Source organism: Endozoicomonas sp. OPT23, from assembly GCF_009653635.1.
Lineage (GTDB): Bacteria > Pseudomonadota > Gammaproteobacteria > Pseudomonadales > Endozoicomonadaceae > Endozoicomonas_A.
Window position 1 is genome coordinate 624,850 of sequence record NZ_PPFD01000003.1, and the last position, 25,164, is coordinate 650,013.

Sequence of the window (25,164 nt, forward strand, 5' to 3'; positions counted from 1 at the left end):
AGAGCAAATGATTACTATTGAATATAACGACACATTTGCTCTGGATAGCGAGGTACAAATCACTCCCGGTTTCGTAGCCGTCAGCATACCTGACGAAATGCCGTTGATACTTGTCACTGCTCTTACAAAGAGCTCAATGAAGCCAAAAATTACCTCAACATCGACAAGAAAACGATCTTCAGAGGCGAGTAAAGGAGCTGATCAGAGCCAGAACATTTGCGAAGCATTACAAGGAGAGTCCACCAGACAAAACGGTGTTCCTGTTTTGCCTCCTATATCCATATCTCTGCTCAATATGCTCGACCCAAAACAGCCAGAATCAGAGGAATATGATTTGGGGATGAACCCCTCGAAATACCTGGACCGTCTTAGCCGGTTCAGCGAGGTTTCTGCGGTATTGACAGATGATTCAAAACCTCTGGCAGATGACCTTACCGGTGGTGCTACCCTGATGAACCCTCAACACGCATCTAAAGAATTTTTCCCGCTTCATGAAGCTAAGGATTCAGTTGCTTTCAATCAGGCAGCCAGCCTGATTGGCAGAGCTTATACTTCTAAAATCCCTCTCTTAAATCAGTCAGAGAAGTCAGCCAAAGAACAAAGAGGTGTTTACCTGACTCTCTCTCACTTTCCTGATGCATCAAAATCAGTACCACTTGAGTTCTCTATGGAAATTCGGTTTGCCCTGGAAGGACACTTCAAAAGGGCAGGAGCCTATGCAGGAAGATTTGATTCAGACTTTCGTACAGAAGAAGGGGTAATAACTATTCAGGAAGGAGAAGAAAAATATGCTTTCACTGCCAGTGAACAGTTTTTTGATTATTTACTGAAACAGCTAGACAGTAACAATAGTATCCACCCGGAAACCATAGATGACCAGATTAGTTTAATCACGTTAATAGAGCAGCTTAATCATCTCTATAATCTTTCACCTCACTACCTCAGTTTTTTCAATGCAGTGGTAAAGGAAGATAAGTATTGGATTCCAATGATCCCCAGTCTGAATAATATGGAGTTTCTCTATCACCTTCTTCATGCTTATTTTCTGGATCAAATATACCTGACTAAGAAAGAGTCAGGCAGTATCGATATCAATGACCTTCTCGCCAGACATTTTATTCCAATATTCAGATTACTTTCCCCCTGGAACGCCTGTAACGAAACAACTCTGTATCACACTATACGTTTCTATCAGGCAGCATTTTCCACGAAAAACATTCTTTCGCCAGCATACCTGCCAAAGCTGCTGGTAACTCTTGATCCAGAAAAAATCATTTCTTACTTAAGCCTCCCATCACAGCAAGATCTCAGAAATCAATTTCAAATAAAAATCCTACATAGGGAACGAACTGAATCAGAGAGCAGTGCAAACTATATAGACTTGTCTGATGTAGATCCTAACGCCGAATCTTTGGAACCCTGCTCTGATCAACCAAAGCTGCCAGAAAGCAGCAACTGTACAGAAGGCAATGAACAATATCTGCAGGAGTAAAAAGAAGAGACTCTTCACTGAGAATAGAATCATGGGTGAGCCAGAAAACTTGCTGACTCACCCAGTTCCACTCTTAAGCAGCAACAGGAGCCTGTTGATCCGCTGTGATCTGACGAACAATCGCCAGAACCATTTCTGCTGAGTGAGTGGCTGCAGTTTCCAGGAACTGGTCAAAGCTGACATTGGATTCTTTACCGGCAATATCAGACAGGGAACGGATAACCAGGAAAGGAACATCCAGCTGGTGACAAACCTGGGCAATAGCCGCCGCTTCCATTTCAACCGCTTTGGAAGTAGGGAAACGTTCACGGGTCTGGGCAACACGGTCAGCGCACTGCATGAAGGAGTCACCAGTAATAATCAGGCCGCGGTCAATCTGGTAGTCGCTCTCAGATGTAGCTCTCAACTGTTCCAGCGCACTCATCGCCTGTTGAGCCAGAGTTTCACAAGGGGTGAAAGCGGCTGGCAACTGTGGCACCTGACCATATTCGTAACCAAAAGCAGTTACGTCTACATCGTGGTGACGAACTTCAGTGGAGATTACTACGTCACCCACATTCAGAGCGGCATCAAAACCACCAGCAGAACCTGTGTTGATAATGGCTGCAGGCTTAAAGCGATCAACCAGAATCGTTGTACCGATGGCAGCGTTTACTTTACCAATGCCACATTTCTGCAGCACAACCGGAGTGCCGTCCAGCTCACCTTTATAGAATTCAATGCCGCCCAGAGTCAGAGATTCTGTGCAATTCAACTGTTCGCGCAGCAGGGCCACTTCCTGATCCATTGCGCCAATAATTCCGATAGGTTGCTGCTGACTGCTCACTGGTAAAGGCCATCCTGATGTTGAATAAAAATCGAAGCAATCGTACCAGAGTGTTTACCACCTACCTAGTACGAACAACCCAGATTTATGTCAGGAGTTGTTCTATGTCTGTATTGAAATAAACCTGCCTGCCTGAAGGCTTCTGAAGATTCTGTTGTTCACCTTGTTGGGCTGCGTATAATTCCAGCCTTTCAACGTACAACACTACTCAAAAGTGGAGCCAAAACATGCCGTTGCTAGATAGTTTCCGTGTTGATCACACCCGTATGCAGGCTCCGGCCGTTCGTGTTGCCAAAACCATGCAGACACCGGGTGGCGATACCATCACTGTTTTTGACCTGCGTTTCACCATTCCAAACAAAGACATCCTTTCCGAGCGCGGCATTCACACTCTGGAGCACCTGTTCGCTGGCTTTATGCGCGACCACCTGAACGGCAATGGTGTAGAGATTATCGATATCTCACCAATGGGCTGCCGCACCGGTTTCTATATGAGCCTGATTGGAACACCAGACGAAGGTCGTGTAGCTTCGGCATGGAAAGCAGCGATGGAAGATGTGCTGAAAGTTGCTGGTGAGAACGACATTCCTGAGCTGAACGAGTACCAGTGTGGCACTTATGAAATGCACTCTTTGAATGAAGCCAAGGAAATTGCTGACAAGGTTCTGTCCATTGGTATTGGTGTGAATTCCAATGAAGAACTGGATTTGAGTGAAGAGTTTTTGAAAGGACAGTAAGTCTTTGAAGTGGCCTTGAAACAATTCAAGGCCACTTTCTGTTCTGGTTAAAATTCGGTAACCATTGCGCTGATGTTATCAAAGGAGTAGCCCTTCATAGCACTTTCTACCAAGCGTGTAGCTGCCATCGCCAACGTATCTCCAGACTCCAGACCATCATGTACAACTTTGGCAATTTCATCAGTTCTTCCAACATCCGGAACGCCGTCACAGGTTTGGATAAGTTTCTGACCTGGCTGTATAGGCACTTTAGTGATTTTAGGTCTGGCACTTACCGCACCTAGCTCTGCATGCTCTCCTAATGATCTTGCTACTGCTGTCGAGTTATTTACTCGGCCATTCTTGGTAACTTCACCTCCCCGTTTTTCTACAGAGCCTCGAAATTTATCATTCTTTGCTTTTGCATCCTCACTGAGCTGGACTGCACTGCCATCCTTATTCAAGAGAATGGCTCGGCTATCCCCAGAGTTAGCTACCCATAGGTCATTTCCAATTTTAATGGCAATATTAGCTGTTGTTCCTGCCCCTAAAGCTCCCTTTGAATGTTTTATAGCGTGACTGGTATCAACAAACGCAATTTTGATAGCATTCCAGATGGCTGCATCGCCTTCCTCACCTTCAACTCCATCCTTGCAGTATTCCTGCAGCCTTTTCTGTAAATGCACTTCCAAAAGCTTCTTCGCTTGCTTCGCAGCAGAGTTACCTCCATGTCCATCAAGAATGCCTGAAACATCAACGGTAACTTCTTTCCCTCCAGCCTTAATTGTAAAACCTGCACTGATATGCTCATCTTCCATTTTTGTTTCTCTGCCTTGAGTGTGGCATACCGCTGACTTACCCACTCCGAGTGTGTCATAGCGAAGATTATATTGGCTTTCTTGTGTGCTTCTCGGCTCATATTTGATAGCTATGGTTCTATTACCATTCTTACGATTTTCATCAAACTGACTGTAATCCACAGAAACTGTGGCTAACCCTTGAGCCTTGTTTTTGAATTTTCTGTTTACCTCTTCTCCCTGTTGTTTTTTGGCTGCCTCCAGTTCCTGCTCAAGCTTTTTCTTTACTTCTTTTGGGCTAGATACCAACCGGTATTCATAGTCCTCAATCAAATCCAGCTGTTCTTTAGATGGCAGCTCTTTCCTACCACTTGTCTTGGCTTCCTGCTCTTTCTTCCAGTCTTGCTGATAAAGTGAGTCTGGACTCTTATAAGGAGCTGTTAACCTTTTAGTGTTTGGCACTACTTCAAATGAGTGTGTTGAAGCAGCAGCCAGCGCTTTTTTAAGTGATAACTTGGATAATGCAGATGCCTCACCCTTGGTTAGCAGTCTTACTGATCTCAACTTTTTGACTGCATCTTGTTGTTGCATTTCTGTGGCTGCTATTGAGGACAAACGATTCTCTGCTTTCGCTTTGAGTTTTGGAATAAATCCCCCCAGCACTCTTGCAACCTTCCAGCCCCAGGCAAATTCCTTGCCTCTTGGTCCAAGTTCAAAATGTCCATCTACCAGCTTGATGGAACGTCCTCGAGAACCTTTCACGCCTCTCAAATGACTCAGTTCATTACTCACCTGCTGTGTTTGCGCACTGCTGGTATGCTCAATCCCACTCATTTTCCTCGTTCCCTTTCTATAACCCTTACATTCAATCTAGACGCGCTCTGAAAAGTGCATAAACATTGATCAATCTGGTTAATAGGCCTGCGAAATGGCAAGATGTCCTTTCGGCTACAGTTGGCAATGATTTGTGTCATCTGAGGCAAAACGGATGTGAGCGACTTTAAGGACAAAGTATGAACAACGATGCCCCTGTTGAAGCGGTTTCTGGCGTTAGCCAGGATTCGAAAAACCTCGCCATTCTGAACTGGGTAGGCACCCTCTTTCTGGGCTTTATACCCGGTCTGGTTCTTTATTTGATCAAAACTGATGATGCTTATATCCGAGATCAGTCCAAAGAAGCTCTGAACTGGTCCATAACCAGCTTCATTGGTTTTTTGATTGCATCAGCTCTGACCTTTGTTGGTATTGGTTTGCTGCTGTATCCGATCATTGGCCTCTGCCATTTGATTTTCTGTATTCTGGGTGCCATTGGTGCCTCTAAAGGCGACAGCTTCAGAGTCCCTTGGGCGATTAGATTGATTAAGTAAGTTACTAGTGCTTCAGATATGTTCCTGTATCTGAAGCACTAGACTGACTATTTTTTAGTGGGAAATATGGTGCTCAGAAATTCTTCTGCCGCAAGGAGGTGCACAAACTGAATATCAGATGAAAAAAAACCATCTTGAATCATATTTGATAGCCCATATGCTCCAGCTCTTTTCTTATTAAAACCATTAGAGATAGACAGCAGTCCATCATAGTGTTCATGATAAAGAGCAAATACCAGAAGCTTGACAGCTTCTTTCAATTTAGGTTCTGCATCAACATTATCAAGCACTTGACTAATATAATTCAGAAAATCATTTTTTAAATAGATTTCCTCTACATCAGTTGGTATACCTCGTGGATAACCAGGGTCTATAAACGATGCGTGATTAATATCATGATCAAATAGGTCACAACGAGACATAAGATCTCCGTCATGCATACTCAGTACAGGTATTTGAATACCTCCAATATAAATAGGATATTTGGAAGCGTGGAAGAAAAAGTCAGTACTCAACTCGTACGTTGTTGGTATCACTAAGAAATCAAAACCATTTCTTAATTGCCATAAAAGTGTCCACCCCTCTACCAACAATCCATTTTGATACAATATGCGGCTATTTTTTCCTAGTACTTTTTTCACCAAACCAGTTAATAAATACTTTTCTTCTTTGATAGCATCGTATGTAATGCCTGAATATTCTTTTACTAGCCGTATCAACTGATCATAAGTCAATGCTGAATAGCCCACTTCTAAATTACCCTGCTTTTCATTTACCTGACCTAGTTCGTATACTCCCATCGCAGAGCGAATAAAAACAAACTTTGCAACCAGTATCATGAAAGGCATATATTCAACAGGCTGCTCTTCAGGTGCAACTTTTCCTATTTCTTGATCCAACCACGCTAGATAATCAACAAGCTCACTATGATTCAACCAAGGAAAGTGACTACTATAGTTTTCTATATCAAATTTAATAATTCTTCTAATGTTACTCGCAACAGGATGAAATACTCTGGATTTAAAGCTTTCTCCCTCTTCATCAAACTGATTGTTAAGTTCAATGAGGTCATTTGAAACACCAGCTTTCCCCAGCTCATCAATAATAGGCTCAGGCATTAATGCTATTTTCCTGGCCTCATTTTCCAAATGTATAAATTGCCGAAGCGACATACTTGTTTTTGGCAACCGACTGTTCAAGTTTTCAAGATAAAAATCTTTAAACGTTTTATTGACGAACTGCTTTGGTATACGGTGATTCTCTGAATCGGAGAGAATTTCATTCACCCTGTGCTTCAATTGTTGAATTTGATCAGTATTCAGGGCTAAAGGCAGTTCTAATCCACCCTCAGATTCAGCAGAAGCCTGCGGTATAGATATAGCCAGTAATATCATCACCCACCCAGCTATGAAGTAACTGATCCTTATAGAAAAAAGAGAGTTCATAAGCCACTATTTATAATTTAACAGTGGCTATTAGATGGACTAGTACCTTATTAGTTCATTTTTATATATCCAGAGTAATCTCATCACCGCTCTGTTCAGACAAGCAACGATTGAGCATGACAAACAGCTCTTCGCCATTGCTTTCACACATCCACTTTTCAGCTTCTTCGTCGTATTCAAGATGGAAGCCACCGCTTTTAGCTGCTACCCAAAGCTGCAGCATGGCTGTCTGGCGACTCAGAATCACCTGGGTACCGTTTTCACAGGTCAGGGTCAGAATGCCATTGGCCGTTTCGTAATCAATATCCAGCTCATTGTCTTCAATGGCATCTTCAATTGCGTACATCAGCTCATCAAGCTGCTCATTGTATTCGCTTTCGTTCATGTTCGGGCCAGCACTCTCTAATCCGGTTGGGGCTATCGAAGCCAATGGATGCAGATTATACTCAGCTATTCACCATTACCGAAATAAAGGAGCCTGCCATGAGAGCTGTGTTCGCCCTCATGTTTACCACTCTTCTGCTCGCTGGATGCGGACAGAAAGGGGATCTGTACCTGCCTCAGGATGGCAGCCAGCAGCAGTTGACCCAGCAGCCCTGATGGCAGGCTGCGATGTTAAGCAGGCTTTTCAATCCGGGAATGCTGTTATTCAGTTGGTACAGAGTCGTCCCAGCGACGGTTAAACAAGCACTGATAACGATCCACCAAATAAGAATCCAACAAGAGAAAGAACAGACAGATGGAGTGGTTTTCCCGCAGTAACGGAGAGCTCTTTGCAGAGCAGGTGTCCGTAGCCAATATTGCCGAGCAGTTCGGCACACCTACCTATATTTATTCCCGTGCAGGCTTTGAAGCAGGCTATAAAGCCTATGAAGAAGCCCTGTCCGGACATCCTCATCTGATCTGTTACGCCGTCAAAGCCAACAGTAATCTGGCTGTGCTCAATGTGCTGGCGAAACTGGGTGCCGGTTTTGATCTGGTTTCTGTCGGCGAGCTGGAACGTGTTCTGGCTGCAGGCGGTGACCCTGCCAAAGTAGTGTTCTCCGGTGTAGGCAAACAACGACATGAAATTCGTCGTGCACTGGAAGTCGGCATTCACTGTTTTAACGTCGAGTCCGAAGTCGAACTGGAACGCATTCAGGAAGAAGCGGCAGCCATGAACAAGGTTGCTTCCATCTCCATGCGCGTAAACCCGGATGTGGATGCCCAGACTCACCCATACATCTCTACTGGTTTGAAAGACAATAAGTTCGGTATTGATATCAGCCGTGCGCCAGAGGTGTATCAGCGTGCTGCCGAGCTGCCTAATATCGACATCGTGGGTGTTGATTGCCATATCGGTTCCCAGTTGACCACTAAAGAACCTTTTATTGATGCTCTGGATCGTCTGTTAATCCTGGTTGATCAACTGGCTGAACGTGGTATCAAGCTGAAGCATCTGGATATTGGCGGTGGCCTTGGTATCTCCTACGACGGTGAAGTACCTCCGACACCAACGGAATATCTGTCTGAAGTGCGCGGTCATCTGATGGCTCAGGAGAAGTATCAGCATCTGGCAATTGTCGTAGAACCAGGTCGCTCCATTGCCGGTAACGCTGGCTTACTGGCGACAGAAGTGGAGCTGATCAAGAAGTCCGATCACAAAAACTTTGTGGTGGTTGATGCTGCCATGAACGATCTGCTGCGCCCATCCATCTACAGTGCTTATCACGGTATTGAGCCGGTTCAGCAGGATGATAGCAAAGAAAGCCTGTTCTGTGATGTGGTTGGCCCGATTTGCGAAACCGGCGACTTCCTTGGCAAGGATCGTGACATCAAAGTTGCTGAAGGCGACCTGCTGGCTGTTATGTCTTCCGGCGCCTACGGCTTTGGCATGAGTTCCAACTACAACAGCCGAAACAGAATTGCGGAAGTGATGGTGGACGGCGACAAGGTCCATCAGGTTCGCAGAAGGGAAACCATTCAGGAGCAGTTTGCCACAGAGTCACTGCTCCCAGAGGAATAAGCAGACATTATGTTGTTGCACTTTACCAAGATGCACGGACTGGGTAATGACTTTATGGTCGTCGATATGGTGACCCAGTCCGTTCGCCTGACTCCGGAGAAAATCCGCAGTCTGGCAGACAGAAATTTCGGAATCGGCTTCGACCAGCTGTTAATGGTTGAGCCGCCTTCTGATCCGGATATGGATTTCAAATACCGTATCTTCAATGCTGACGGCAGTGAAGTAGAACAGTGCGGCAACGGTGCCCGCTGTTTTGCCAAGTTTGTGTATGACAAGAAGCTGATTGGCCGTGAAGTGATTCGGGTTCAGACTGCTGGCGGTAATATCGAACTGACCATTGAAGACAACGGCGATGTCACCGTAGACATGGGTATTCCGGTACTGGAACCTAAGCAGATTCCTTTCAAGGCTTCTGAAACCCTGAAGACCTACGACCTGAGTATCGAAGGTGAACACTACAGCGTCGGCGCTGTTTCCATGGGTAACCCCCATGCGGTGATGCAGGTTGATGATGTAAACCGTGCACCTGTTGAACGACTGGGACCTCTGGTAGAAAACCACAATCGTTTCCCGAAACGCTGTAATGCCGGCTTTATGCAGATTCTTGATCACGAAGAGATCAACCTTCGTGTCTACGAGCGTGGTGTTGGTGAAACCCTCGCCTGTGGTACAGGAGCCTGTGCCGCTGTCGTAGCCGGTCGCCTTGAAGGGCTGCTGAGTGAAGAGGTGAGAGTTAACCTGCCGGGCGGCAGTCTTCAGATTCGTTGGCCGGGAGAAGGTCACTCGGTTATGATGACAGGAAGTGCTACTCGAGTGTTTGAAGGACAAACGCGTATATGACCGATTCAGCCACAGGTTCCCCCTCTGCCTCTGTAGCAGTTCCAGCTTCCAAAGAGCTGACCGAAGAACAGGTGGCTGAATACCTCAAAGCTCATCCGGAGTTTTTTACCAACAAGGATGAGCTTCTCCTCGATCTGAAAGTACCACACCAACGCGGCGATACCATTTCACTGGTTGAACGTCAGCTGACCCTGCTGCGTGATCATAACCTTGAGTTGCGTCGCCGTCTGGGCAAGCTGGTTGATGTCGCCAGAGACAATGACCGACTGTTTGAACAGACCCGAAAACTGGTTCTTGGTCTGCTGGAAAGTCAGGATTTGGAACAGGCCATAGAAACGTTAAAGGATGGTCTGGAACAAGACTTTGACGTGGAATTCCACGCCCTGATTCTGTTCACAGATAACCCTGCCAATCTGCCTATTCGTGAAGAAAACCCTGACAGTGCAGATGAAGTACTGGGCGATTTGATGGCTGGCTTCAAAGATAAAAGCGGTTCCAGTCAAAAAGTCATCTGTGGCTGTATGAAGTCCGACGAACTCAAATTCCTGTTCCCCGATGAGCATGAGAAGATTGGTTCCGTCGCACTGGCGCCCCTTAATTTCCCGAATAATATTGGCGTACTGGCACTGGCCAGCAGTGATGAAAACCACTTCCGCGCCACCATGGGCAGTATGTTTCTGGGTTATCTCAGCGATGTCACCAGCCGAGTGTTCAGTAGACTGCTTTGAACGGACTCTTATGAGAACAAACAGTGGCTGACCTGCAAAAAGATATAGGCGCCTTTCTTGATTATCTGAAGTTTGAAAAGAACAGTTCTGTTCACACCCTTTCTGCTTACCAGCGTGACCTGAAAAAGCTCTTACTCCTGCTTAATACTGAACAGGTTGCTGACTGGCAACAGTTGAAAGAAGTTCACTTAAGACGGTGGCTGGCAGAGCTTCATGGCAATGGGCTTGGTCAGAAAAGCCTTCATCGTTTGCTGTCATCGGTCAGAAGTCTGTTTCGATATCTCAATCGTCAGGGCATTGTCGAAGACAACCCGGCCACGCTTGTGACGGCACCAAAAGTTCCACGCAAACTACCTTCAACACTGGATGCCGATCAGCTTAATTCCATGTTGAATTATCAGGATGATGATCCGCTGGTGTTAAGAGACCTCGCCATTCTTGAACTGTTTTATTCTTCCGGTTTACGCCTCTCTGAATTAGTCAGCCTGAACCTGAACAGTTTCAAGGATGATTTTCAGCAGGTTTTAGTGCTCGGGAAGGGTAACAAAGAACGTCTACTTCCAGTTGGCAGAAAAGCCAGAGAAGCGATAAAAAAATGGCTGAAAGCCAGGTCAGCATTTTCTATTTCTGATGAACAAGCACTGTTTATTTCAAAGAACGGCAACCGCATCAGTAACCGTCAGGTTCAGAGCCGGGTAAAAAAACTGGCCGTTAAAAGTGGTCTGCCAACACACCTGCATCCGCACATGCTCCGACACTCTTTTGCTTCGCATTTACTCGAGTCCAGCGGTGATCTGAGAGCCGTTCAGGAACTGCTTGGACACAGTGATATTGCTACTACCCAAATCTATACACATCTTGATTTTCAGCATCTGGCCGATGTTTATGATAAGGCACATCCAAGAGCTCGAAGAAAAGGGAGTGAAAAAAAACAATGATAAAACTGATTACTTTCGATCTGGACGATACGCTCTGGGACAATATGCCGGTTCTGATTCGAGCGGAACAAAAAGCATGGAAACGGTTGAACGATTACTGGCCTGAAACTCACAAACGACTCGATCCAAAGTCTGTTTTTGAGTATCGCCTGAAGATCAGAGAACAACGACCAGAATTGAAGTATCGTCTCACCGAGCTGCGTCACTATTCCATAAAAAAGATTCTTCAGGTCTGCAACTGTCCAGCTTCCAAAGCAGAACAAATTGCTGATGACCTGATGCAGGAGTTTCTGGACTGGCGTCACGAAGTAAAATGCTTCCCTGAAGTGCAGCCCGTACTGTCTTACCTTTCCAGCAAATACCGTATTGGTGCAGTTACTAATGGCAATGTTGATGTGTCACGCCTTTCGGTCAGTGAATATTTTGATTTCTCGCTGAAAGGTGAAGACTTCGACAGCATCAAGCCTGAACCAACCCTATTCCTGAAAGCTCTAGAACTCGCGAATGTTGCACCGGAAGAAACGCTTCATGTGGGTGACTGCTTAAAAGCCGATGTTGCCGGCGCTGGTGCTCTGGGAATCAAAACCGCATGGTTTAACCCCCAGGATAAAGAACTGCCGGAAGGTGCTAACCCTGATTATGTGATTCGATCTCTGACGGGGGTTCTTAGAATCCTTAATACATCAGAAGATACACCTTTAACTGAGAGCGCCTGAGTCTCTAACGACATCGGGCAGTTCTTAATTTCCCTGCTATCTTGATTAGCTCTTTAAACCAATTGGAGAGCTAACATGACATCGACGAAGCGACCATGCTATCGAGTACTAACTTTTCTGTTCCTGCTGAATATTGTTTTTTTGCCCTCTGCAGCCATAGCAAACCCTGAACTTTCAAGGCCATTTCTTTCCTTCACTGAAGAAAGTAGCTCTTCACTACCTATAAAAGAAACTATAAGCCTGACAAGTGACCAGCAGCTTTTCACTTATGAATTACCCAAATTTTCAAAAACAAAAAAAGAGATGTTCTATCAATCTATTCATAGTGCTCGAAAACAGTTAATTTCAGATGAAGGACATATTGCCAAATTCATGGACTACTTATGGCAACAGTTCCCTACCTTTAACGAAGAACCTGAAGAAGCAAAGAGACCGGTTCAACTGTGCATGTCTCAACCTCTTGCCTATCAGTTTATTGAACAGAGCAAAGATCTATATGAGCAGGTAACAACCAGTTTTGATCAAGGCTGTATGGATAAAGGAAGTATTACTTACACCCTTACCCTGGATCGCGATGTTGCTGACCATAGACAGGCCAGATGTTTTACCATGCCATATTTAGATAGAGATTTACTGATACACCACTGGGAAAATAATGTAACTCTTGGAGATGCCGGTACATATACAGTTACTGTTCACGCTTATATGAAGAATGGGGATCTTTTAGAATCTCTTCAGGCTCATATGGATGGCACACTGGTATGCAAGAGTTGGTCACAATCCAGCTTTAATGGCCTGCTTCGGGACGACTGAGTCAGTTTCTTAACAGGCTGCTATCCACCAGAGAAAGCAGCCTCTGAAGTCAGCCCACCAGAACTGCATTCACCAAAAAGTACCCGGCAACAGTCACCAGAATAATGCCGACGATATTCAGCACGAAACCGGCCTTCACCATATCACCGATCTCCAGCTTACCTGAACCAAATACGACCGCATTGGGCGGTGTTGCCACCGGCATCATAAAGGCACAGCTTGCAGCCAGAGCGGCAGGTGCAGCCAGCATAACCGGGTCAATGCCCAGCGTTACACCCAGCGCACCCATTAGCGGCAGGAAGGCCGCAGCGGTTGCTGTGTTACTGGTCAATTCAGTCAGGAAGATAATGATAGTTACCACAAACGCGACCACCAGCAGAATTGGCATACCGCCAACGATGCTCATGGCATCAGCAATCCAGCCCGCCAGACCTGTGCTCTTGATCAGAGAGGCAAGAGTCAGACCACCACCAAACAGCATCAGCACACCCCATGGAATCTCACGGGCTTTTTCCCAGGACATTACATAGAGTTTTTCTTTATGGTTTACCGGAACCACAAACAAACTGATGGTTGCTGCAATAGCAATCATGGTGTCGTTCAATCCAGGAACGTAGCCTTTCAGTAGAGGTCGAAAAACCCATGCCAGAGCGGTCAGCGTGAAGATAATGGCAACGGTTTTTTCACCACGGGACATAGGGCCCAGTTCTTCCAGCTGACTATTGAACAGCTCAGCCGCCTTCGGGTTGTCCTTGTTGTCCAGCTTGAAACCAACCTTTGTCAGCCATACCCAGGTAATCACCAGCATGGCAACCGCAATGGGCAGACCAACCATCATCCACTGCGCAAAGCCGATTTCCATGTTGTAGGTTTCGGACAGGAACGCAGCCAGCAAGGCATTAGGCGGAGTACCAATCAGCGTTGCCAGACCACCGATACTGGCGCTGTAAGCGATACCCAGCAGCAGCGCCTTGGCAAAGCTTTCATTGGCTTCAGAGTTGGTGCCCGCCGTCATGGCAGCCACTGACATACCAATTGGCAGCATCATCACACTGGTTGCTGTGTTGGATACCCACATACTCAGAAACGCCGTTGCTAGCATAAAGCCTGCAATGATGCGACTGGCTTTAACGCCGGTTTGCAGCATGATTTTCAGCGCAATACGTTTATGCAGATTCCAGCGTTCCATGGCCATGCCCAGCATGAAACCACCAAAAAACAGGTAGATCATTGGGTGAGCAAACGGCGCAGCAACCTGTTTAATATTGGCAATACCCAGCAAAGGCACCAGCAACATTGGCAGCAAAGAAGTGATAGGAATCGGCACTACTTCCGACACCCACCATATAGCCATAAGACCAGCGACGCCTACCATGTACCAGCCATGCTGGCTCATGCCTTCAGGCGGTGCTGTCAAAAGTGTCATTAGAAGAAGCAGGGGACCTGCGAAGAGAGAAATCCAGTAGCCTGGACCAGGCGCTTCCCGAGGGAAGGTCTGGTTAGAAGTCATGACTGTCATAGTTAACCACTTAATAACTTATTATCACGTGCAGTCTCCATCCGGGAGGACTTTTGTTGATTGATGCACGTCAGCTTTCGTGGGGATTTTAAGAAAAAACCACTGAACTTATTAACTTATTTACCGACTTTTTCGCCAATTGTTTTTTGTTTTATACGGTTTTACCGGTGTTATCTTTTGTTAGAAGATTTTTCACTCATAGCCTTTCAGGCCTACCCAGAAAATACCCCTGCCCGCCCTGAACACCCAGTTCCTGTAATTGCAGCCAATCAGCTTCTTCTTCGACGTTTTGAGCCAGAAGATTTACGTCCTGACTTTCTGCCAGCATAGCCAGTGTTCGAATATAGAACTGATTACCCTGATTACTGGCAATACCGCGAACGTAACTACCGTCCACCTTGATATAGTCCAGCGGCAACGTTTGTAGACAACTTAAACAGCGACTGGCAATACCAAAGTGATCAACAGACACCTTGCACCCCATTGCCTGAAATTCCCGAATAATGCCCGCCAGTTTTTCTCCGGCTACCAGCAATGTTCTTTCCGGTATTTCCAGAATCACACGACGAGCGACTTCAGGTGATGCCTTCAGCTGAGCCAGCAACCATGAGCGAAATTCAGAGTTCAGTAATGACCTTGGAGAGAAGTTCATACAGAAGTCTTCAGCCTGATGTTGAATCATTTTTTCAGACAAAACCTCAAACACAACTTTGTCGAACTCCGAGTGCAGATCAAACCGCTCAACCATAGGCAGAAATGCTTCCGCTGCTGCCAGTTCGCCCAATAATCTTAACCGGGCAAACACTTCCTTGAACATCAATTGTCCCGTATTTGAATAAACAGGCTGTGCAAACAATTCCAGTTCTTTCTCTGCTAGTACCTGTTTCAGCGATGTTTGCCAGTGATCATCGTCCCAGTGACGGTAAGGCTGGTTTTCACTGTTTTCAATTTCCTGCACCAGCCAGCAGCTACTTCCTTGATGCTGCGCAGCTCTCAGAATCTGATCCGCCTGATTAATTAACGCTTCACGACTGATATGACCGATGTTTACAGCCATACCAATGTGCAATTTGTCCTTACCCTCTTCACTGGCGAAATAGCTGAGCGCAGAGACAGCAGTGAAACAGAACTCCGATACTAACTCCGCCTGTTTACGATCACTGGCCGGAATAAAGACAGCAAACTCGGAACCACTGCGACGGCCAACGATGGCCTCCTGCCAGGCCTGAACAGACTCACTGATCTCTTTGGAAATGGAGGTCAGCAACTGGTCTGCAGCTTTTCGACCATGATCTCTGTTGTATTGCTCCAAGCCACTGACTTGAAGTATCAACAGCGCACCACCGGCAATGCCTTTGTCTTCTCCAAGAGCTGCTGCTATTCGATCATCAAAAGTTCTCTGATTCAGAACACCGGTTAATGAATCTTTTACCGACTGCCTGCGCAGGTCTTCAGTAAGCACAACCTTTTCATTAAACAGATGTTCCAGCTTTGTCACCATGCGGTTCATGGCTTCAACGACGCGGCGAATATCTTTGGTTCTGGGCAGAGTATCCTGTACTTCAAAGCGTTTCTGGCAGATCGCATCGGCCTGCTTCTCAAGGCGACCAAGAGGACGAAGGACAATATTGAGTAATATATTCAGGCCGGCAATCACCAGCAGCAGAGTGCCGCCAAATAACCAGATAGCATTTTGCGTTTTTGACCAAAGACTTCTATAAGCCACACCAGGATGACTGGTGACATAAAGTGTGCCCGCTTTTACCCAGCCATTATTAATTTCTGATGACACTTCAGGGGCAGAAAGACTGGCCATACCCACAAACCAGCCTGGAACACCATCCAAAGCCAGATCATTCTCACTCAGCACCAGTGTTTTCCCCTCAGGGCCTTCAAAGCGAATGGTCTGGTAGTAACCCCGATCAAACACCGCATCAATCATTGAATCGATCACTGCAATATTGTCTGGCTCGGTAGCCGCAATCGCCACACCCAGTGAAGTTGCGGTGTCCTGCGCATGAGACTCCAGCTGAGCCTGAAGATAGCTTCTGGCGTCGTTGATGTTGACCAGCAGGCTGCCGCCAAACAGCAGACAGAGCATAATGGTCAAATAAACAGCCAGCTCCCTGAGTAATGTCATAGTGCTATCCCTTTCTTACCTGTCATTGCCATCGGGCAACTCTCTCTATCCAATCCTGCTAACTACTAGCCAGTTAGTAATACGTACCACCTAACTCTGCTATCGAGTGGAAGCCTTTCCCTGTTCCACCGATGCTTTAAATCGTTTTCTTAAATCCACCCAGAGATTCAACCGGTCAGCCTTACCAACCCGAACGCCTTTACCACGCTGCTTGGCGACCCAGAGGCCATCACCGTTAAAGTTATAGACAGGTTTCAGGTCTTTACGTTGACCAGCAGGCAGAATCTCACCTTTGAGGTTATCAAGGATCAATGGCTCGCTGTTGGGGCGACTGTAATAACTTAACACCATATGAGCCTGCTTCAGCTCAAGGGCTTCAACGTAGGTGATTCTGAGTTTGCTATCGGGAATGCCCAGCTCTCGCAGGGTGTAGTATTTGGCAATGGAAAAATCTTCGCAGTCACCGCCACCACTGGCGAGGAATTCAACAGGGGTGGCCCAGAAGTCTTCCATTCCCCAGTGTTTGATATCGCTGATAAACTCTAGCTGATTAAAAAAGCGATTCACTTTCTCCATCTTCTGGCGTTCTGACAGCCCTTTGTTATTCAGCATGATGTTCTGCCAGGACAGAACTCTCCTGCCAGCCTGTTCGCCATACATTTTTTTAACATCACTCAGCAGTGCTTTGCTGATATAGAGCTCCCCTGCCACAGCGAGAGCAAGACAGCCAACAATGAAAAACGGGACAAAAAAACGAGAAAGCATGCAGATTTTATCCACAGATGAACAAAGCTAATTTCGGCCATCGGGGAAAAATCCAAAGAATTGAGAACTGAAAAAATTAGATTAAATCAGAGACTTGGCTAGAGCCCCCTTATATGCTTATAATTCACCTCCGCTGAGGGCCTATAGCTCAGCTGGTTAGAGCAGTGGACTCATAATCCATTGGTCGCAGGTTCGAGTCCTGCTGGGCCCACCAAATATTAAAAAAGCCGAAGGATCTTCCTCTCGGCTTTTTTTCTGCCTAGAGATTCCCTCCAATGAACATCTCTGTCTTTGGTGCAGGCTATGTCGGACTGGTTCAGGCTGCTGTATTTGCTCACTCCGGGCATCATGTCTTTTGCATCGATACAGACTCAAGCCGTTTAAGGGCGCTTACTGCAGGGCAACTGCCATTTCATGAACCTGGTTTGCAGGAACTGGTGGATTCAGGTATTTCTTCTGACCGACTTCAGTTCAGTGACAATGCCGTTGAAAGCATTCAGCGTGCAGACCTGCTGATCATCGCTGTTGGTACTCCCTCACTACCTGATGGTTCTGCCAATTTAGAATACGTTCAGACAGTTGCTCATCAAATTGCAGAGTATGCTGTTACCGACAAAATCATCCTCTGTAAAAGCACCGTTCCTGTTGGCACCTGCGATCAGCTTCAGGAAATGTTAAACCTTCAGCTCTGTCAGCAGCATAAAGACATCTCACTCGAGGTTGTTTCCAACCCTGAATTTTTGAAACAGGGCAATGCAGTAAATGATTGTCTAAAACCAGACCGAATCGTCATTGGTACTGAATGCTCAAGTGCCCAAAAGACTCTGAGCGCGCTTTTCGCACCTTATTGCCGCAGCCATGACCGACTGCTGTTTATGAGCAGGCGCAGTGCTGAAATGACCAAATACGCAGCTAACTGTTTTCTGGCGACAAAAATCAGCTTTATGAATGAAATGGCGGCTATTGCTGAAGCTTCAGGCGCTGATATTGAATCAGTACGACTGGCTATGGGAGCCGACCCTCGTATTGGTTATCAGTTTATCTACCCGGGACTCGGATACGGTGGCTCCTGTTTTCCCAAGGATGTTAAAGCTCTTGCTGCAACCGCTAGAAATGTCGATATAGAACCAGGCCTGCTTGCCGCTGTAGATGCCCGCAACAAACAACAGCAAATGGATTTCTTTAACAAAGTTTCCGAGCACTTTGGCCATCAACTTCAGGGCCTGACTTTTGCCATATGGGGACTGTCGTTTAAACCTGACACCAGCGATATGCGTGAAGCACCCGCTCGATATCTAATGGAAAAACTCTGGCAGGCAGGTGCTCGAGTACAGGCTCATGACCCACAGGCATCAGACGAGTGTCGCCGTATTTATCCGGATCAGAAATCATTAAGTCTGACTGACAACAGCTATGAAGCCCTTGAAGGCTGCGAAACTCTGATCATCTGCACAGAGTGGAGTGAATACCGGTCACCAGACTTTTCTCGTATAAAACAAAATCTGAGCAAGCCGGTTATCTTTGACGGTAGAAACCTTTGGTCTCCCGAAGAAATGAAAGGCCGAGGGTTCATCTATCACTCTATTGGTCGCAAGAGTATTACCCTGTATTAAGCAGCTTTATCTTTCGGGCTTTTAATAACCAGATAAACACCTGCTACAGCCACCAGCATTCCGAGAATGGCGCCTGAACTCAACTTTTCGTTGAAGAGCAGCCAGGATTCGATGGCGGTAACGGGCGGCACCAGATAGAAGTACCCTGCAACTTCAGACGCGGCACCTCGCTGAATCATCAACATCAGCAGCAGAATAGCTGCGACGGATAGCCCGAACACCAGCCACGTCAGAGATAGAATCAGTTGTGGTTGCCAATCGATAACCTGAGTTTCAAACGAGTAGGTGAGAACAGCCATTAATATTGCCGTGGCCAGATACTGAAACCAGGCGCCCGTAAACAGATCAACTCCCTGCCCAAAACGCTTCTGATAAAGGGTGCCAATAGAAATACCGACCAATGCCGCCATGGCAGCAAGAATGGCAGGCCATGTCAAAGAGAGGCTACCCAGTTCCTGACCTCTTAACAGCACCATACATACGCCAGACAAGCCCAGCAGCAATCCAAACCATTGACGTTTATGGAGGCGCTCACTGATCACCGCCCATGCCAGAAAAGCGGTTAACAATGGTTGCAGTCCAACCAAAAGGGACGTTATTCCTGCCGGCATCTGCCACTTGATGGCTGCAAATACTCCACCGAGGTAAGCACCGTGAATCAGTGAACCCACCACCATCTGATGGCAGGCTTGTTGAAAGTTAAGCCACGGTGATTTGAAATAAACGATCAACCCCGTAAATACCACCAGCGTAATCAACATACGAACGAAGAGCAGGTTAAAGGGTTCTATAAAAGGCAGCGCATACTTGGCACCGATAAAACCGGTGCTCCAGAGCAAAACAAAGACGATCGGTATCCACTGGGTGAAGCCCGGTTCAGACTTAACAGCAATCATTCATTCTTCCATACGGTTACAACTGCTCAAGATAGGCAGCAGGGAACTTTTTATTTATTCGCTGATCAAATTTATTTCAAGGACAGTAAAAGAGTAAGGATACAGCAATGTTACAGAATACAGGCACCCTTCAGCCCCCTTCCACATCGAAGCCTATCTCAGAAGCGAACTTCAAGATTAAGCTGAACTCTCAGGAAGCCCAAAATCACTTAAAAAAATTGTCTCACCTCGGTCTTGCCAGTACTCCACTTATTCAACGACAAGCACTGACATCACATTCCTCCCGAGCAGCTCTTTACAACACGATTGGCTCGGCTTTGGTCTGGAAGCAGCTCTCAGCCGCAGGACGAGTTGCACTTTATCAGACTTATGCACAACTCTGGCAAGCCCTTGAAGAACGTACCGACACCCTTGAAGAAGGCGAGCAATTGGCTTTGTTTGTTGACCTTGATGATGGTTCCGTTGAAAGCACACCTTATTTCACCAGCCTTATGGGCACCGAAAACAAAATGGCTCCCGCTCGAAGCGAAGAGTGGTGGCGAACACAGTTGGGACAAATCAAATCGCCATATCTTCCGGAAGGAAGACAGGGTGAACATAACTGGTCTTACCCTTTACCAGGCGCAAAAGAGTTTTTAACCAAAGCTCTGGCCACAAACAAAGTAAAAATCTGCTATCTCACCAGCCGTTCTGATGAAAGTATAAAGCCAGCGACTATCAACATGTTAAAACGCTTCGGTTTTCCGGGTGTTTGCGAAGAGTCCGTTCGAATTGCTACCAGCCAGACAAGCAAGCCGTCTCATATCTCTGACTTCGAAAAAGACTGCGCTGGTAACTTTTATATTGGCGACAAACTCGGTGATTTAAATATCGCCACCAAAAGTTTGTCGTTCACAGCTATGAAATCATTGGTCAGCAGTCCTGCCGTCAATTCACGGCTTGGTACTGAGGCATTTATTGTTCCAAATCCGGTTTATGGTCCTGGCTGCTGGGAAGATATTACTCACGCTCCATTTACTAAAACTGCCGATGAGTCTCGTCAAAACAGAAGAGAGCAACTCAAGGTTTGGGAAGACTCTGGCAGCTCTCACGCCTCTGGAAGGTTCAACCCGATAACAGAGCAACTGGAGCAATCTTTGCTCTATATGCAAAGCCCTGCCTACGATGCGCTTACACAACAGACTTATTGCAGAGCTGCAGCCGAAGCCAGAAAACTGTTGGCTCAGCAAGATCCAAAAAAAGTTGTTGCTGTGATGGATATTGATGGCACTGTCGTCAATAACAGTCCATGGATTGCAGGACTGTCGAAGAAAGGTCAAACCAGTTCGCAGGAATCCCTGCACAGGTTTGTAACCAGTGGCACAGCTGAAAAAGTTTCTGGCGTAGATCAATTACTGGGCGTCTATCGAGAGAAGAGTATTCCTGTTGTCTGGGTAACCAATCGAGCCGCTTCATCCATTGCCGGTCAGGAAGAGGTTCGTTTAGCCGCTCAAAAGCAACTTGAAAAAAAGGGGCTGTTCAAGGAAGGCGATGTCATTCTAATAAAAAACGATCCGAGCCTGACACAGGCTGGACTCGCAGCCAGCAGTAAAAGAGATCGTTTTGCAGCGATTGAACAGGGCAGGGTGATTGACGGTCGGGATCAGATTCTTCAGTTTGTTGGCGACGATCCAGCTGACCTTGATCTGCCAGCAGAGCCATTTCATTCTCAATCAACCAGCAACTGGCCTGCAGAATCAAGTGAGATCGGCAGCAAAAGAGTCCTTATTCCCAATCCGATATTCTATAGAGGCTGGAATACGGCTCTGGCCAAACACTGGTACCCAGACACCGAACCAACTGATTGTGGCTTATGGGCACGCAATATCATCGAATTGACCAGCTGGCAGCCTGAAGCTGAGCTTAAAGAGAAAACTTCAAAGTTAACCTGAGGGCGTAGTTACAAGCAGCTACTGATTATCCTGTCGTATATCCACAGGCAGTGTACGCATTCTGGATATTCCTGTCAGAACACAAACAGACATCACTACCAGCATAATTTTTACAGCAAGCAATGGCGCAAAATAGATACTGACAGCAAAACTGATAGTCGTAAAAATCAGCGCCCGTTTTTTATGTTTCGCTTCCATACCTCTGTGTTTTTCCCAGTTACTTAAAACCCGGCCAAAGTACGGGTGGTTCAGCAACCACTGGTGAAGCTTTTCACTGGAACGGGCAAAGCAGAAAGCTGACAACAGCAGAAAAGGCGTGGTAGGCAGCAGTGGCAGGAAGATACCAATGACGCCTGCCACCAAAGACAATATTCCTGCAAAAATCAGAAATATTTTCAGCATTCACAACCCCTGCATTGGGTCCGGATATTTAAAGGTATAACCCAGACATTTCTTCAGTTTGTCACAGTTAACAATTCGGTAGGGGACTGCTTCTTCGCTGAACAGCGGCAGCTCCATTCCCGCAACTGTACAGGCTTTTGTATAAAAGTCACGCTTGCACGGATGCTCGTCAGCCGAGGCATTAAAGGCTTCTCCCCAGAGCTGGCGATCAATGATTTCAGCCATCACTGCCACACAATCATCGAGGTGAATCATATTAATCGGCTGATTGGCACCTTTCAGCTCTCTGCCAGCAAAATACACTCCGGCATTGATACCTTGTCCCATTAAACCTGAGAAGCGAACCACGGTGGTTTCAAACTCTGTTCTCAGGCTGAACAGTTCTTCTATCTTCAACCAGGACGTTCCCAAAAACGGGCTGGCCTGATGAGTCGCGTCTTCTTCCCGAACCACTTCACCTGTTTGCTGATACACAGAAGTAGCGCTGATCAATAGAACTTTCTTCACTTCTGACCTCGCCGCGGCCTCAGCAATAGTTTCCATGACTTTATTGAACTGACCTTCCAGCTTTGCTGAAGGAGGCAGAGTGGCAACCAGAATGTCTGCTGCCACGGCTTTATCGAGATCACCGTTAGCTTCAGGAGTGAAGGTAAGAACATCTGCATTCAAACCTTCTTCTTTCAGCGACTGGCATTTCTCTTCACTGGTGACAGTACCGTAGACATCATAGCCCCTAGTTTTAAGTTCACGTCCCAAAGGCAGACCAACACGACCATAGCCCACGACACTGATACGTTCTTTTTTACTCATGCACTAACCATCTCAAGATAAAAATAAGACACGAGACTCAAATAATTAGACAAAAAACTATTTTTGTATAATTATTCAAACCAAGATTGCCCATAAAAAGAAATAACAAAGGTAAAACTATGTCTTCTGATGCAGTTGCCCGCATTCGCGAATTACGTTCCCTGATCGAAGCCGAAGCTGAAACCACTGAATCCAGCCGCACTCTTTCTCCAAAGGTAGCTGACGCTTTTGCCGATGCAGGGCTTTTCCATCTTATGGTGCCTGCTGAAATCGGCGGTATGGAAGCGGACTGCGACACAATCATTGATGTGCTGGCTGAAGCTTCTTATGCCGACGGTGCTTCCGGCTGGAGTTTGATGGCCAACATCAACTCCACGGCCTATGTCGCTTATATCCATCCTGAAGCAGCCAGAGAAGTTGTTGCTACCAAGGCTGGTTGTGCTGCTGGTATGTTTGCTCCAGTCGGCATGGCTGTTAAAACCGATGGCGGTTACAGCGTTCAGGGCAAATATCAGTTTGGTTCCGGTTCTGGTCACTCTACTTATATTGGCTGCGGTGCCATTGTTCTGGAAAACGGTCAGCCTCTGCCTCCTCATGCCAGCGGTATGCCACAGACCCGTTGCTCATTTATCCCGAAAGAAAATGCCGTAATGATGGACGGCTGGGACGTTATGGGTCTCACTGGCACTGGCAGTTACGATTATGCTGTTCCTGAACAGGTGGTGGATGAGAAATTCTCCTTTGACCTGTTTGATGCGGCTCCAACAACGGGTGGAACTCTTTTCCATCTAGGCCCAATAGTTCTGGCTTCTATCTGTCACACAGGCTGGGTTCTGGGTGTGGGTCGCCGTGCCATCGATGAAATTCGTGACATCAGCAATGCCGGTCGTGCCCGTGCTGGTCAGGCACCTGTTAAAGAGCAGCAGTTCTTTGCCCGCCCGTTTGCTAAACATTCTCTGGCCATTGAAGCAGCCGAAGAGCTGAACCGTAAGATTTACCGTGAGATCATCGCTACTGTTGAAAGCGGTCAGCCCATGACGCATACCATGTTTGAACGTACCCGTGCTGCTTCCACTTACATCACTGAAGTGTGTGAGGAAGCAGTGATCTGGGCTTACCGTAACGCCGGTTCCAAGGCCTTCCGTAACCCGAGTGTTTTGCAGCGCTGCATGCGTGATGTATCGGTGGGCGGTCGTCATATGTTTGTGGATGCCAAAAACTATGAAGACCTGACCAAGCCTTTGATGGCTGAAGGTTGATCAGATTTTGTCGCTCCCATGCTCTGTGTGGGAGTCGTTTTCAAACCATTCTGGTCTTTGGGAGACCTTTCCCGCTCCACTGACCTTTCCTGGTCAGAGTCGCTAGTCGGCCATCCATGGCCTTTGGAAAGATCACCCAAAGCCCTGCATTCCTCTTATCACACTCTAGACTTCTGTTGCTTCAATTCTATTGGCTGATTTTTCATCTTCTATTTTCTTTACTCGCTTCTTTTTTGGAAGTGGTGGTAATGGCCTCTTTGCATGCATCAGATGTTTCACAGCCATAACCGGATGCCAGACCAGCATTCTCGGGCCACTGTAGCGCATGATAATTCGGGCTTTTTCCTTCATATCTTTTTTGTAGCAGTGGATCGGGCAGTTCTGGCAGGCTGGCTTGACCTGTCCATAAGGGCACTTTACAAGTCTGAACTCGGCAAAATCTACGAACTCTCTGCAATCAGTGCAGAGTTTGTTCACTCTTTCTTCGCCTTTGTGATGATTCCGACAGTAAATCTCTGTCATGGCGACGATGGTTCTGTGTTCGTATTTCAGCAGGCCGGTTAAAGGCTCAGTCTTTCTTTTCATCACGGGCACTCATGGACAGCTCGATTCAGAGATCAGGCAGCCAGTTTCTTCAGTGCTTCGAATTTTTCCAGCTGCTCAGTCACAAAGGTTTTGTCGCCTGTCTCATTGAGAGAGCGGCGAATATAAAGTTTGAACACTGTTTTACCATGGTGACTGAAGAACTGCACAGATCGGGTTTCCACACCATGGAAAGGTTTAGATACCAGAGCGATCTTGCTGAAACCTTCAAGCTTCAGGTGACCCTTGAGCAGGGTGTTCCTGTCGCTCATGTTGTAGTAACCGAATTTCTTGCCACCTTTTGGGAATGGACCTAACAGCTCAAAAATGTGGCCTTCAACATCAATAACCGTCAGAACATCACCCCAGGTACGGAATTCTTCGGTCAGCGTTTCAAACAAGCTGCCATCCAGCAATGTCACCATTTCTTCCGGCAGGTTTTCCACAGCCTGAAGCTCGGTAATTTTCAGCTCTCTGGCAATTTCTGCTGGCAGCTTTTCCGGTGTTTCAGCAATGATGGCGCGCACTGAATTTCTGATATTTTCTTGAGTCATGGTCGTTTTA

General features: G+C 46.6%; 25 protein-coding genes and 1 tRNA gene. 14 read left to right on the top strand and 12 right to left on the bottom strand.

Going from position 1 to position 25,164, the window contains the following annotated elements:
• The first annotated feature begins 7 nt into the window (after nt 1–7).
• Nucleotides 8–1,492, top strand: a complete 1,485-nt coding sequence (locus tag EOPP23_RS08650; protein WP_153765549.1) for a hypothetical protein — start codon at nt 8–10, stop codon at nt 1,490–1,492.
• A gap of 73 nt (nt 1,493–1,565) precedes the next feature.
• Here the strand turns inward: EOPP23_RS08650 and mtnN are convergent, their stop codons facing one another.
• Nucleotides 1,566–2,318, bottom strand: a complete 753-nt coding sequence (gene mtnN, locus EOPP23_RS08655) for a 5'-methylthioadenosine/S-adenosylhomocysteine nucleosidase (RefSeq protein ID WP_370514719.1) — start codon at nt 2,316–2,318, stop codon at nt 1,566–1,568.
• A gap of 227 nt (nt 2,319–2,545) precedes the next feature.
• On the opposite strand from mtnN, the gene luxS reads away from it, so the two are divergent.
• Nucleotides 2,546–3,055, top strand: coding sequence for an S-ribosylhomocysteine lyase (gene luxS, locus EOPP23_RS08660; protein ID WP_153765550.1), 510 nt, complete (start codon nt 2,546–2,548; stop codon nt 3,053–3,055).
• Between the two features lie 47 nt (nt 3,056–3,102).
• On the opposite strand, the gene EOPP23_RS08665 is transcribed toward luxS, so the two are convergent.
• Entirely contained in the window at nt 3,103–4,665 is a 1,563-nt protein-coding gene (locus tag EOPP23_RS08665) for a PP2C family serine/threonine-protein phosphatase (protein WP_153765551.1), read from the bottom strand.
• 179 nt (nt 4,666–4,844) lie between these two features.
• Between EOPP23_RS08665 and EOPP23_RS08670 the strand changes: the two genes are divergently transcribed.
• Nucleotides 4,845–5,198 carry a DUF4870 domain-containing protein gene (locus EOPP23_RS08670; RefSeq protein ID WP_153765552.1) on the top strand — a complete coding sequence of 118 codons (354 nt, stop codon included), beginning with the start codon at nt 4,845–4,847 and terminating at the stop codon, nt 5,196–5,198.
• A 47-nt stretch (nt 5,199–5,245) separates the two neighbouring features.
• Here the strand turns inward: EOPP23_RS08670 and EOPP23_RS08675 are convergent, their stop codons facing one another.
• Both EOPP23_RS08675 and cyaY read right to left on the bottom strand, forming a co-directional pair.
• Entirely contained in the window at nt 5,246–6,592 is a 1,347-nt protein-coding gene (locus EOPP23_RS08675; protein WP_153765553.1) for a hypothetical protein, read from the bottom strand.
• A 112-nt stretch (nt 6,593–6,704) separates the two neighbouring features.
• Nucleotides 6,705–7,028: an iron donor protein CyaY gene (gene cyaY / locus EOPP23_RS08680; RefSeq protein WP_153765554.1), complete on the bottom strand. Its 324-nt coding sequence runs from the start codon at nt 7,026–7,028 to the stop codon at nt 6,705–6,707.
• A 44-nt stretch (nt 7,029–7,072) separates the two neighbouring features.
• On the opposite strand from cyaY, the gene EOPP23_RS08685 reads away from it, so the two are divergent.
• From EOPP23_RS08685 to EOPP23_RS08715, 7 genes are all read left to right on the top strand, one after another.
• The gene (locus EOPP23_RS08685; RefSeq protein WP_370514720.1) at nt 7,073–7,243 is read left to right on the top strand and encodes a lipoprotein; all 171 of its coding nucleotides are present in this window, start codon (nt 7,073–7,075) and stop codon (nt 7,241–7,243) included.
• A gap of 139 nt (nt 7,244–7,382) precedes the next feature.
• Nucleotides 7,383–8,648, top strand: coding sequence for a diaminopimelate decarboxylase (lysA, locus tag EOPP23_RS08690; protein WP_153765555.1), 1,266 nt, complete (start codon nt 7,383–7,385; stop codon nt 8,646–8,648).
• A 9-nt stretch (nt 8,649–8,657) separates the two neighbouring features.
• Nucleotides 8,658–9,488, top strand: a complete 831-nt coding sequence (gene dapF / locus EOPP23_RS08695; RefSeq protein WP_153765556.1) for a diaminopimelate epimerase — start codon at nt 8,658–8,660, stop codon at nt 9,486–9,488.
• Nucleotides 9,485–10,216, top strand: coding sequence for a DUF484 family protein (locus EOPP23_RS08700; RefSeq protein ID WP_153765557.1), 732 nt, complete (start codon nt 9,485–9,487; stop codon nt 10,214–10,216). The genes dapF and EOPP23_RS08700 overlap by 4 nt, the downstream gene beginning before the upstream one ends.
• A 23-nt stretch (nt 10,217–10,239) precedes the next feature.
• Nucleotides 10,240–11,154 (top strand): tyrosine recombinase XerC, encoded by a 915-nt coding sequence (gene xerC / locus EOPP23_RS08705; protein WP_370514721.1) that lies wholly within the window; start codon nt 10,240–10,242, stop codon nt 11,152–11,154.
• Nucleotides 11,151–11,870, top strand: a complete 720-nt coding sequence (locus EOPP23_RS08710; protein WP_153765558.1) for an HAD family hydrolase — start codon at nt 11,151–11,153, stop codon at nt 11,868–11,870. Before xerC ends, EOPP23_RS08710 begins: the two co-directional genes overlap by 4 nt.
• 75 nt (nt 11,871–11,945) lie before the next feature.
• Entirely contained in the window at nt 11,946–12,683 is a 738-nt protein-coding gene (locus EOPP23_RS08715; protein WP_153765559.1) for a hypothetical protein, read from the top strand.
• A 49-nt stretch (nt 12,684–12,732) separates the two neighbouring features.
• Here EOPP23_RS08715 and EOPP23_RS08720 read toward each other — a convergent pair whose 3' ends face one another.
• From EOPP23_RS08720 to EOPP23_RS08730, 3 genes are all read right to left on the bottom strand, one after another.
• Entirely contained in the window at nt 12,733–14,202 is a 1,470-nt protein-coding gene (locus EOPP23_RS08720; RefSeq protein WP_153765560.1) for a DASS family sodium-coupled anion symporter, read from the bottom strand.
• A gap of 196 nt (nt 14,203–14,398) precedes the next feature.
• Nucleotides 14,399–16,342, bottom strand: coding sequence for an EAL domain-containing protein (locus EOPP23_RS08725; protein ID WP_153765561.1), 1,944 nt, complete (start codon nt 16,340–16,342; stop codon nt 14,399–14,401).
• A 99-nt stretch (nt 16,343–16,441) separates the two neighbouring features.
• Complete coding sequence (locus EOPP23_RS08730; RefSeq protein WP_153765562.1) at nt 16,442–17,107, bottom strand: transglutaminase-like cysteine peptidase; 666 nt, start codon at nt 17,105–17,107, stop codon at nt 16,442–16,444.
• Between the two features lie 137 nt (nt 17,108–17,244).
• Here EOPP23_RS08730 and EOPP23_RS08735 point away from each other — a divergent pair.
• Nucleotides 17,245–17,321: transfer RNA gene (locus EOPP23_RS08735), tRNA-Ile, on the top strand.
• A gap of 61 nt (nt 17,322–17,382) precedes the next feature.
• Nucleotides 17,383–18,720, top strand: a complete 1,338-nt coding sequence (locus EOPP23_RS08740) for a UDP-glucose/GDP-mannose dehydrogenase family protein (protein ID WP_153765563.1) — start codon at nt 17,383–17,385, stop codon at nt 18,718–18,720.
• On the opposite strand, the gene EOPP23_RS08745 is transcribed toward EOPP23_RS08740, so the two are convergent.
• Entirely contained in the window at nt 18,717–19,616 is a 900-nt protein-coding gene (locus tag EOPP23_RS08745) for a DMT family transporter (RefSeq protein WP_153765564.1), read from the bottom strand. The two genes, EOPP23_RS08740 and EOPP23_RS08745, sit on opposite strands and share 4 nt — an antisense overlap.
• A 107-nt stretch (nt 19,617–19,723) precedes the next feature.
• Here EOPP23_RS08745 and EOPP23_RS08750 point away from each other — a divergent pair, with 107 nt between their 5' ends.
• Nucleotides 19,724–21,547 (top strand): HAD family acid phosphatase, encoded by a 1,824-nt coding sequence (locus tag EOPP23_RS08750; protein WP_153765565.1) that lies wholly within the window; start codon nt 19,724–19,726, stop codon nt 21,545–21,547.
• An 18-nt stretch (nt 21,548–21,565) separates the two neighbouring features.
• On the opposite strand, the gene EOPP23_RS08755 is transcribed toward EOPP23_RS08750, so the two are convergent.
• Together EOPP23_RS08755 and EOPP23_RS08760 are read right to left on the bottom strand one after the other, a co-directional pair.
• Nucleotides 21,566–21,949, bottom strand: a complete 384-nt coding sequence (locus tag EOPP23_RS08755; protein WP_153765566.1) for a YbaN family protein — start codon at nt 21,947–21,949, stop codon at nt 21,566–21,568.
• Nucleotides 21,950–22,759: an NAD(P)H-binding protein gene (locus tag EOPP23_RS08760; protein WP_153765567.1), complete on the bottom strand. Its 810-nt coding sequence runs from the start codon at nt 22,757–22,759 to the stop codon at nt 21,950–21,952.
• 119 nt (nt 22,760–22,878) lie between these two features.
• On the opposite strand from EOPP23_RS08760, the gene EOPP23_RS08765 reads away from it, so the two are divergent.
• Nucleotides 22,879–24,018: an acyl-CoA dehydrogenase family protein gene (locus tag EOPP23_RS08765; RefSeq protein ID WP_153765568.1), complete on the top strand. Its 1,140-nt coding sequence runs from the start codon at nt 22,879–22,881 to the stop codon at nt 24,016–24,018.
• Between the two features lie 165 nt (nt 24,019–24,183).
• On the opposite strand, the gene EOPP23_RS08770 is transcribed toward EOPP23_RS08765, so the two are convergent.
• Together EOPP23_RS08770 and hutX are read right to left on the bottom strand one after the other, a co-directional pair.
• Nucleotides 24,184–24,603 (bottom strand): nitrous oxide-stimulated promoter family protein, encoded by a 420-nt coding sequence (locus EOPP23_RS08770; RefSeq protein ID WP_153765569.1) that lies wholly within the window; start codon nt 24,601–24,603, stop codon nt 24,184–24,186.
• Between the two features lie 32 nt (nt 24,604–24,635).
• On the bottom strand, nt 24,636–25,154 hold the full coding sequence (gene hutX, locus EOPP23_RS08775) for a heme utilization cystosolic carrier protein HutX (protein ID WP_153765570.1): 519 nt from the start codon (nt 25,152–25,154) through the stop codon (nt 24,636–24,638).
• Nucleotides 25,155–25,164: the final 10 nt, after the last annotated feature.

Bases quoted from the DNA above. Each gene is read 5' to 3' on its own strand.
- EOPP23_RS08650 (WP_153765549.1), top strand. From the start codon at position 8: ATGATTACTATTGAATATAACGACACATTTGCTCTGGATAGCGAGGTA.
- luxS (WP_153765550.1), top strand. From the start codon at position 2,546: ATGCCGTTGCTAGATAGTTTCCGTGTTGATCACACCCGTATGCAGGCT.
- EOPP23_RS08665 (WP_153765551.1), bottom strand. From the start codon at position 4,665: ATGAGTGGGATTGAGCATACCAGCAGTGCGCAAACACAGCAGGTGAGT.
- EOPP23_RS08670 (WP_153765552.1), top strand. From the start codon at position 4,845: ATGAACAACGATGCCCCTGTTGAAGCGGTTTCTGGCGTTAGCCAGGAT.
- EOPP23_RS08675 (WP_153765553.1), bottom strand. From the start codon at position 6,592: ATGATATTACTGGCTATATCTATACCGCAGGCTTCTGCTGAATCTGAG.
- cyaY (WP_153765554.1), bottom strand. From the start codon at position 7,028: ATGAACGAAAGCGAATACAATGAGCAGCTTGATGAGCTGATGTACGCA.
- EOPP23_RS08685 (WP_370514720.1), top strand. From the start codon at position 7,073: ATGGATGCAGATTATACTCAGCTATTCACCATTACCGAAATAAAGGAG.
- lysA (WP_153765555.1), top strand. From the start codon at position 7,383: ATGGAGTGGTTTTCCCGCAGTAACGGAGAGCTCTTTGCAGAGCAGGTG.
- dapF (WP_153765556.1), top strand. From the start codon at position 8,658: ATGTTGTTGCACTTTACCAAGATGCACGGACTGGGTAATGACTTTATG.
- EOPP23_RS08700 (WP_153765557.1), top strand. From the start codon at position 9,485: ATGACCGATTCAGCCACAGGTTCCCCCTCTGCCTCTGTAGCAGTTCCA.
- EOPP23_RS08710 (WP_153765558.1), top strand. From the start codon at position 11,151: ATGATAAAACTGATTACTTTCGATCTGGACGATACGCTCTGGGACAAT.
- EOPP23_RS08715 (WP_153765559.1), top strand. From the start codon at position 11,946: ATGACATCGACGAAGCGACCATGCTATCGAGTACTAACTTTTCTGTTC.
- EOPP23_RS08720 (WP_153765560.1), bottom strand. From the start codon at position 14,202: ATGACAGTCATGACTTCTAACCAGACCTTCCCTCGGGAAGCGCCTGGT.
- EOPP23_RS08725 (WP_153765561.1), bottom strand. From the start codon at position 16,342: ATGACATTACTCAGGGAGCTGGCTGTTTATTTGACCATTATGCTCTGT.
- EOPP23_RS08730 (WP_153765562.1), bottom strand. From the start codon at position 17,107: ATGCTTTCTCGTTTTTTTGTCCCGTTTTTCATTGTTGGCTGTCTTGCT.
- EOPP23_RS08740 (WP_153765563.1), top strand. From the start codon at position 17,383: ATGAACATCTCTGTCTTTGGTGCAGGCTATGTCGGACTGGTTCAGGCT.
- EOPP23_RS08745 (WP_153765564.1), bottom strand. From the start codon at position 19,616: ATGATTGCTGTTAAGTCTGAACCGGGCTTCACCCAGTGGATACCGATC.
- EOPP23_RS08750 (WP_153765565.1), top strand. From the start codon at position 19,724: ATGTTACAGAATACAGGCACCCTTCAGCCCCCTTCCACATCGAAGCCT.
- EOPP23_RS08755 (WP_153765566.1), bottom strand. From the start codon at position 21,949: ATGCTGAAAATATTTCTGATTTTTGCAGGAATATTGTCTTTGGTGGCA.
- EOPP23_RS08760 (WP_153765567.1), bottom strand. From the start codon at position 22,759: ATGAGTAAAAAAGAACGTATCAGTGTCGTGGGCTATGGTCGTGTTGGT.
- EOPP23_RS08765 (WP_153765568.1), top strand. From the start codon at position 22,879: ATGTCTTCTGATGCAGTTGCCCGCATTCGCGAATTACGTTCCCTGATC.
- EOPP23_RS08770 (WP_153765569.1), bottom strand. From the start codon at position 24,603: ATGAAAAGAAAGACTGAGCCTTTAACCGGCCTGCTGAAATACGAACAC.
- hutX (WP_153765570.1), bottom strand. From the start codon at position 25,154: ATGACTCAAGAAAATATCAGAAATTCAGTGCGCGCCATCATTGCTGAA.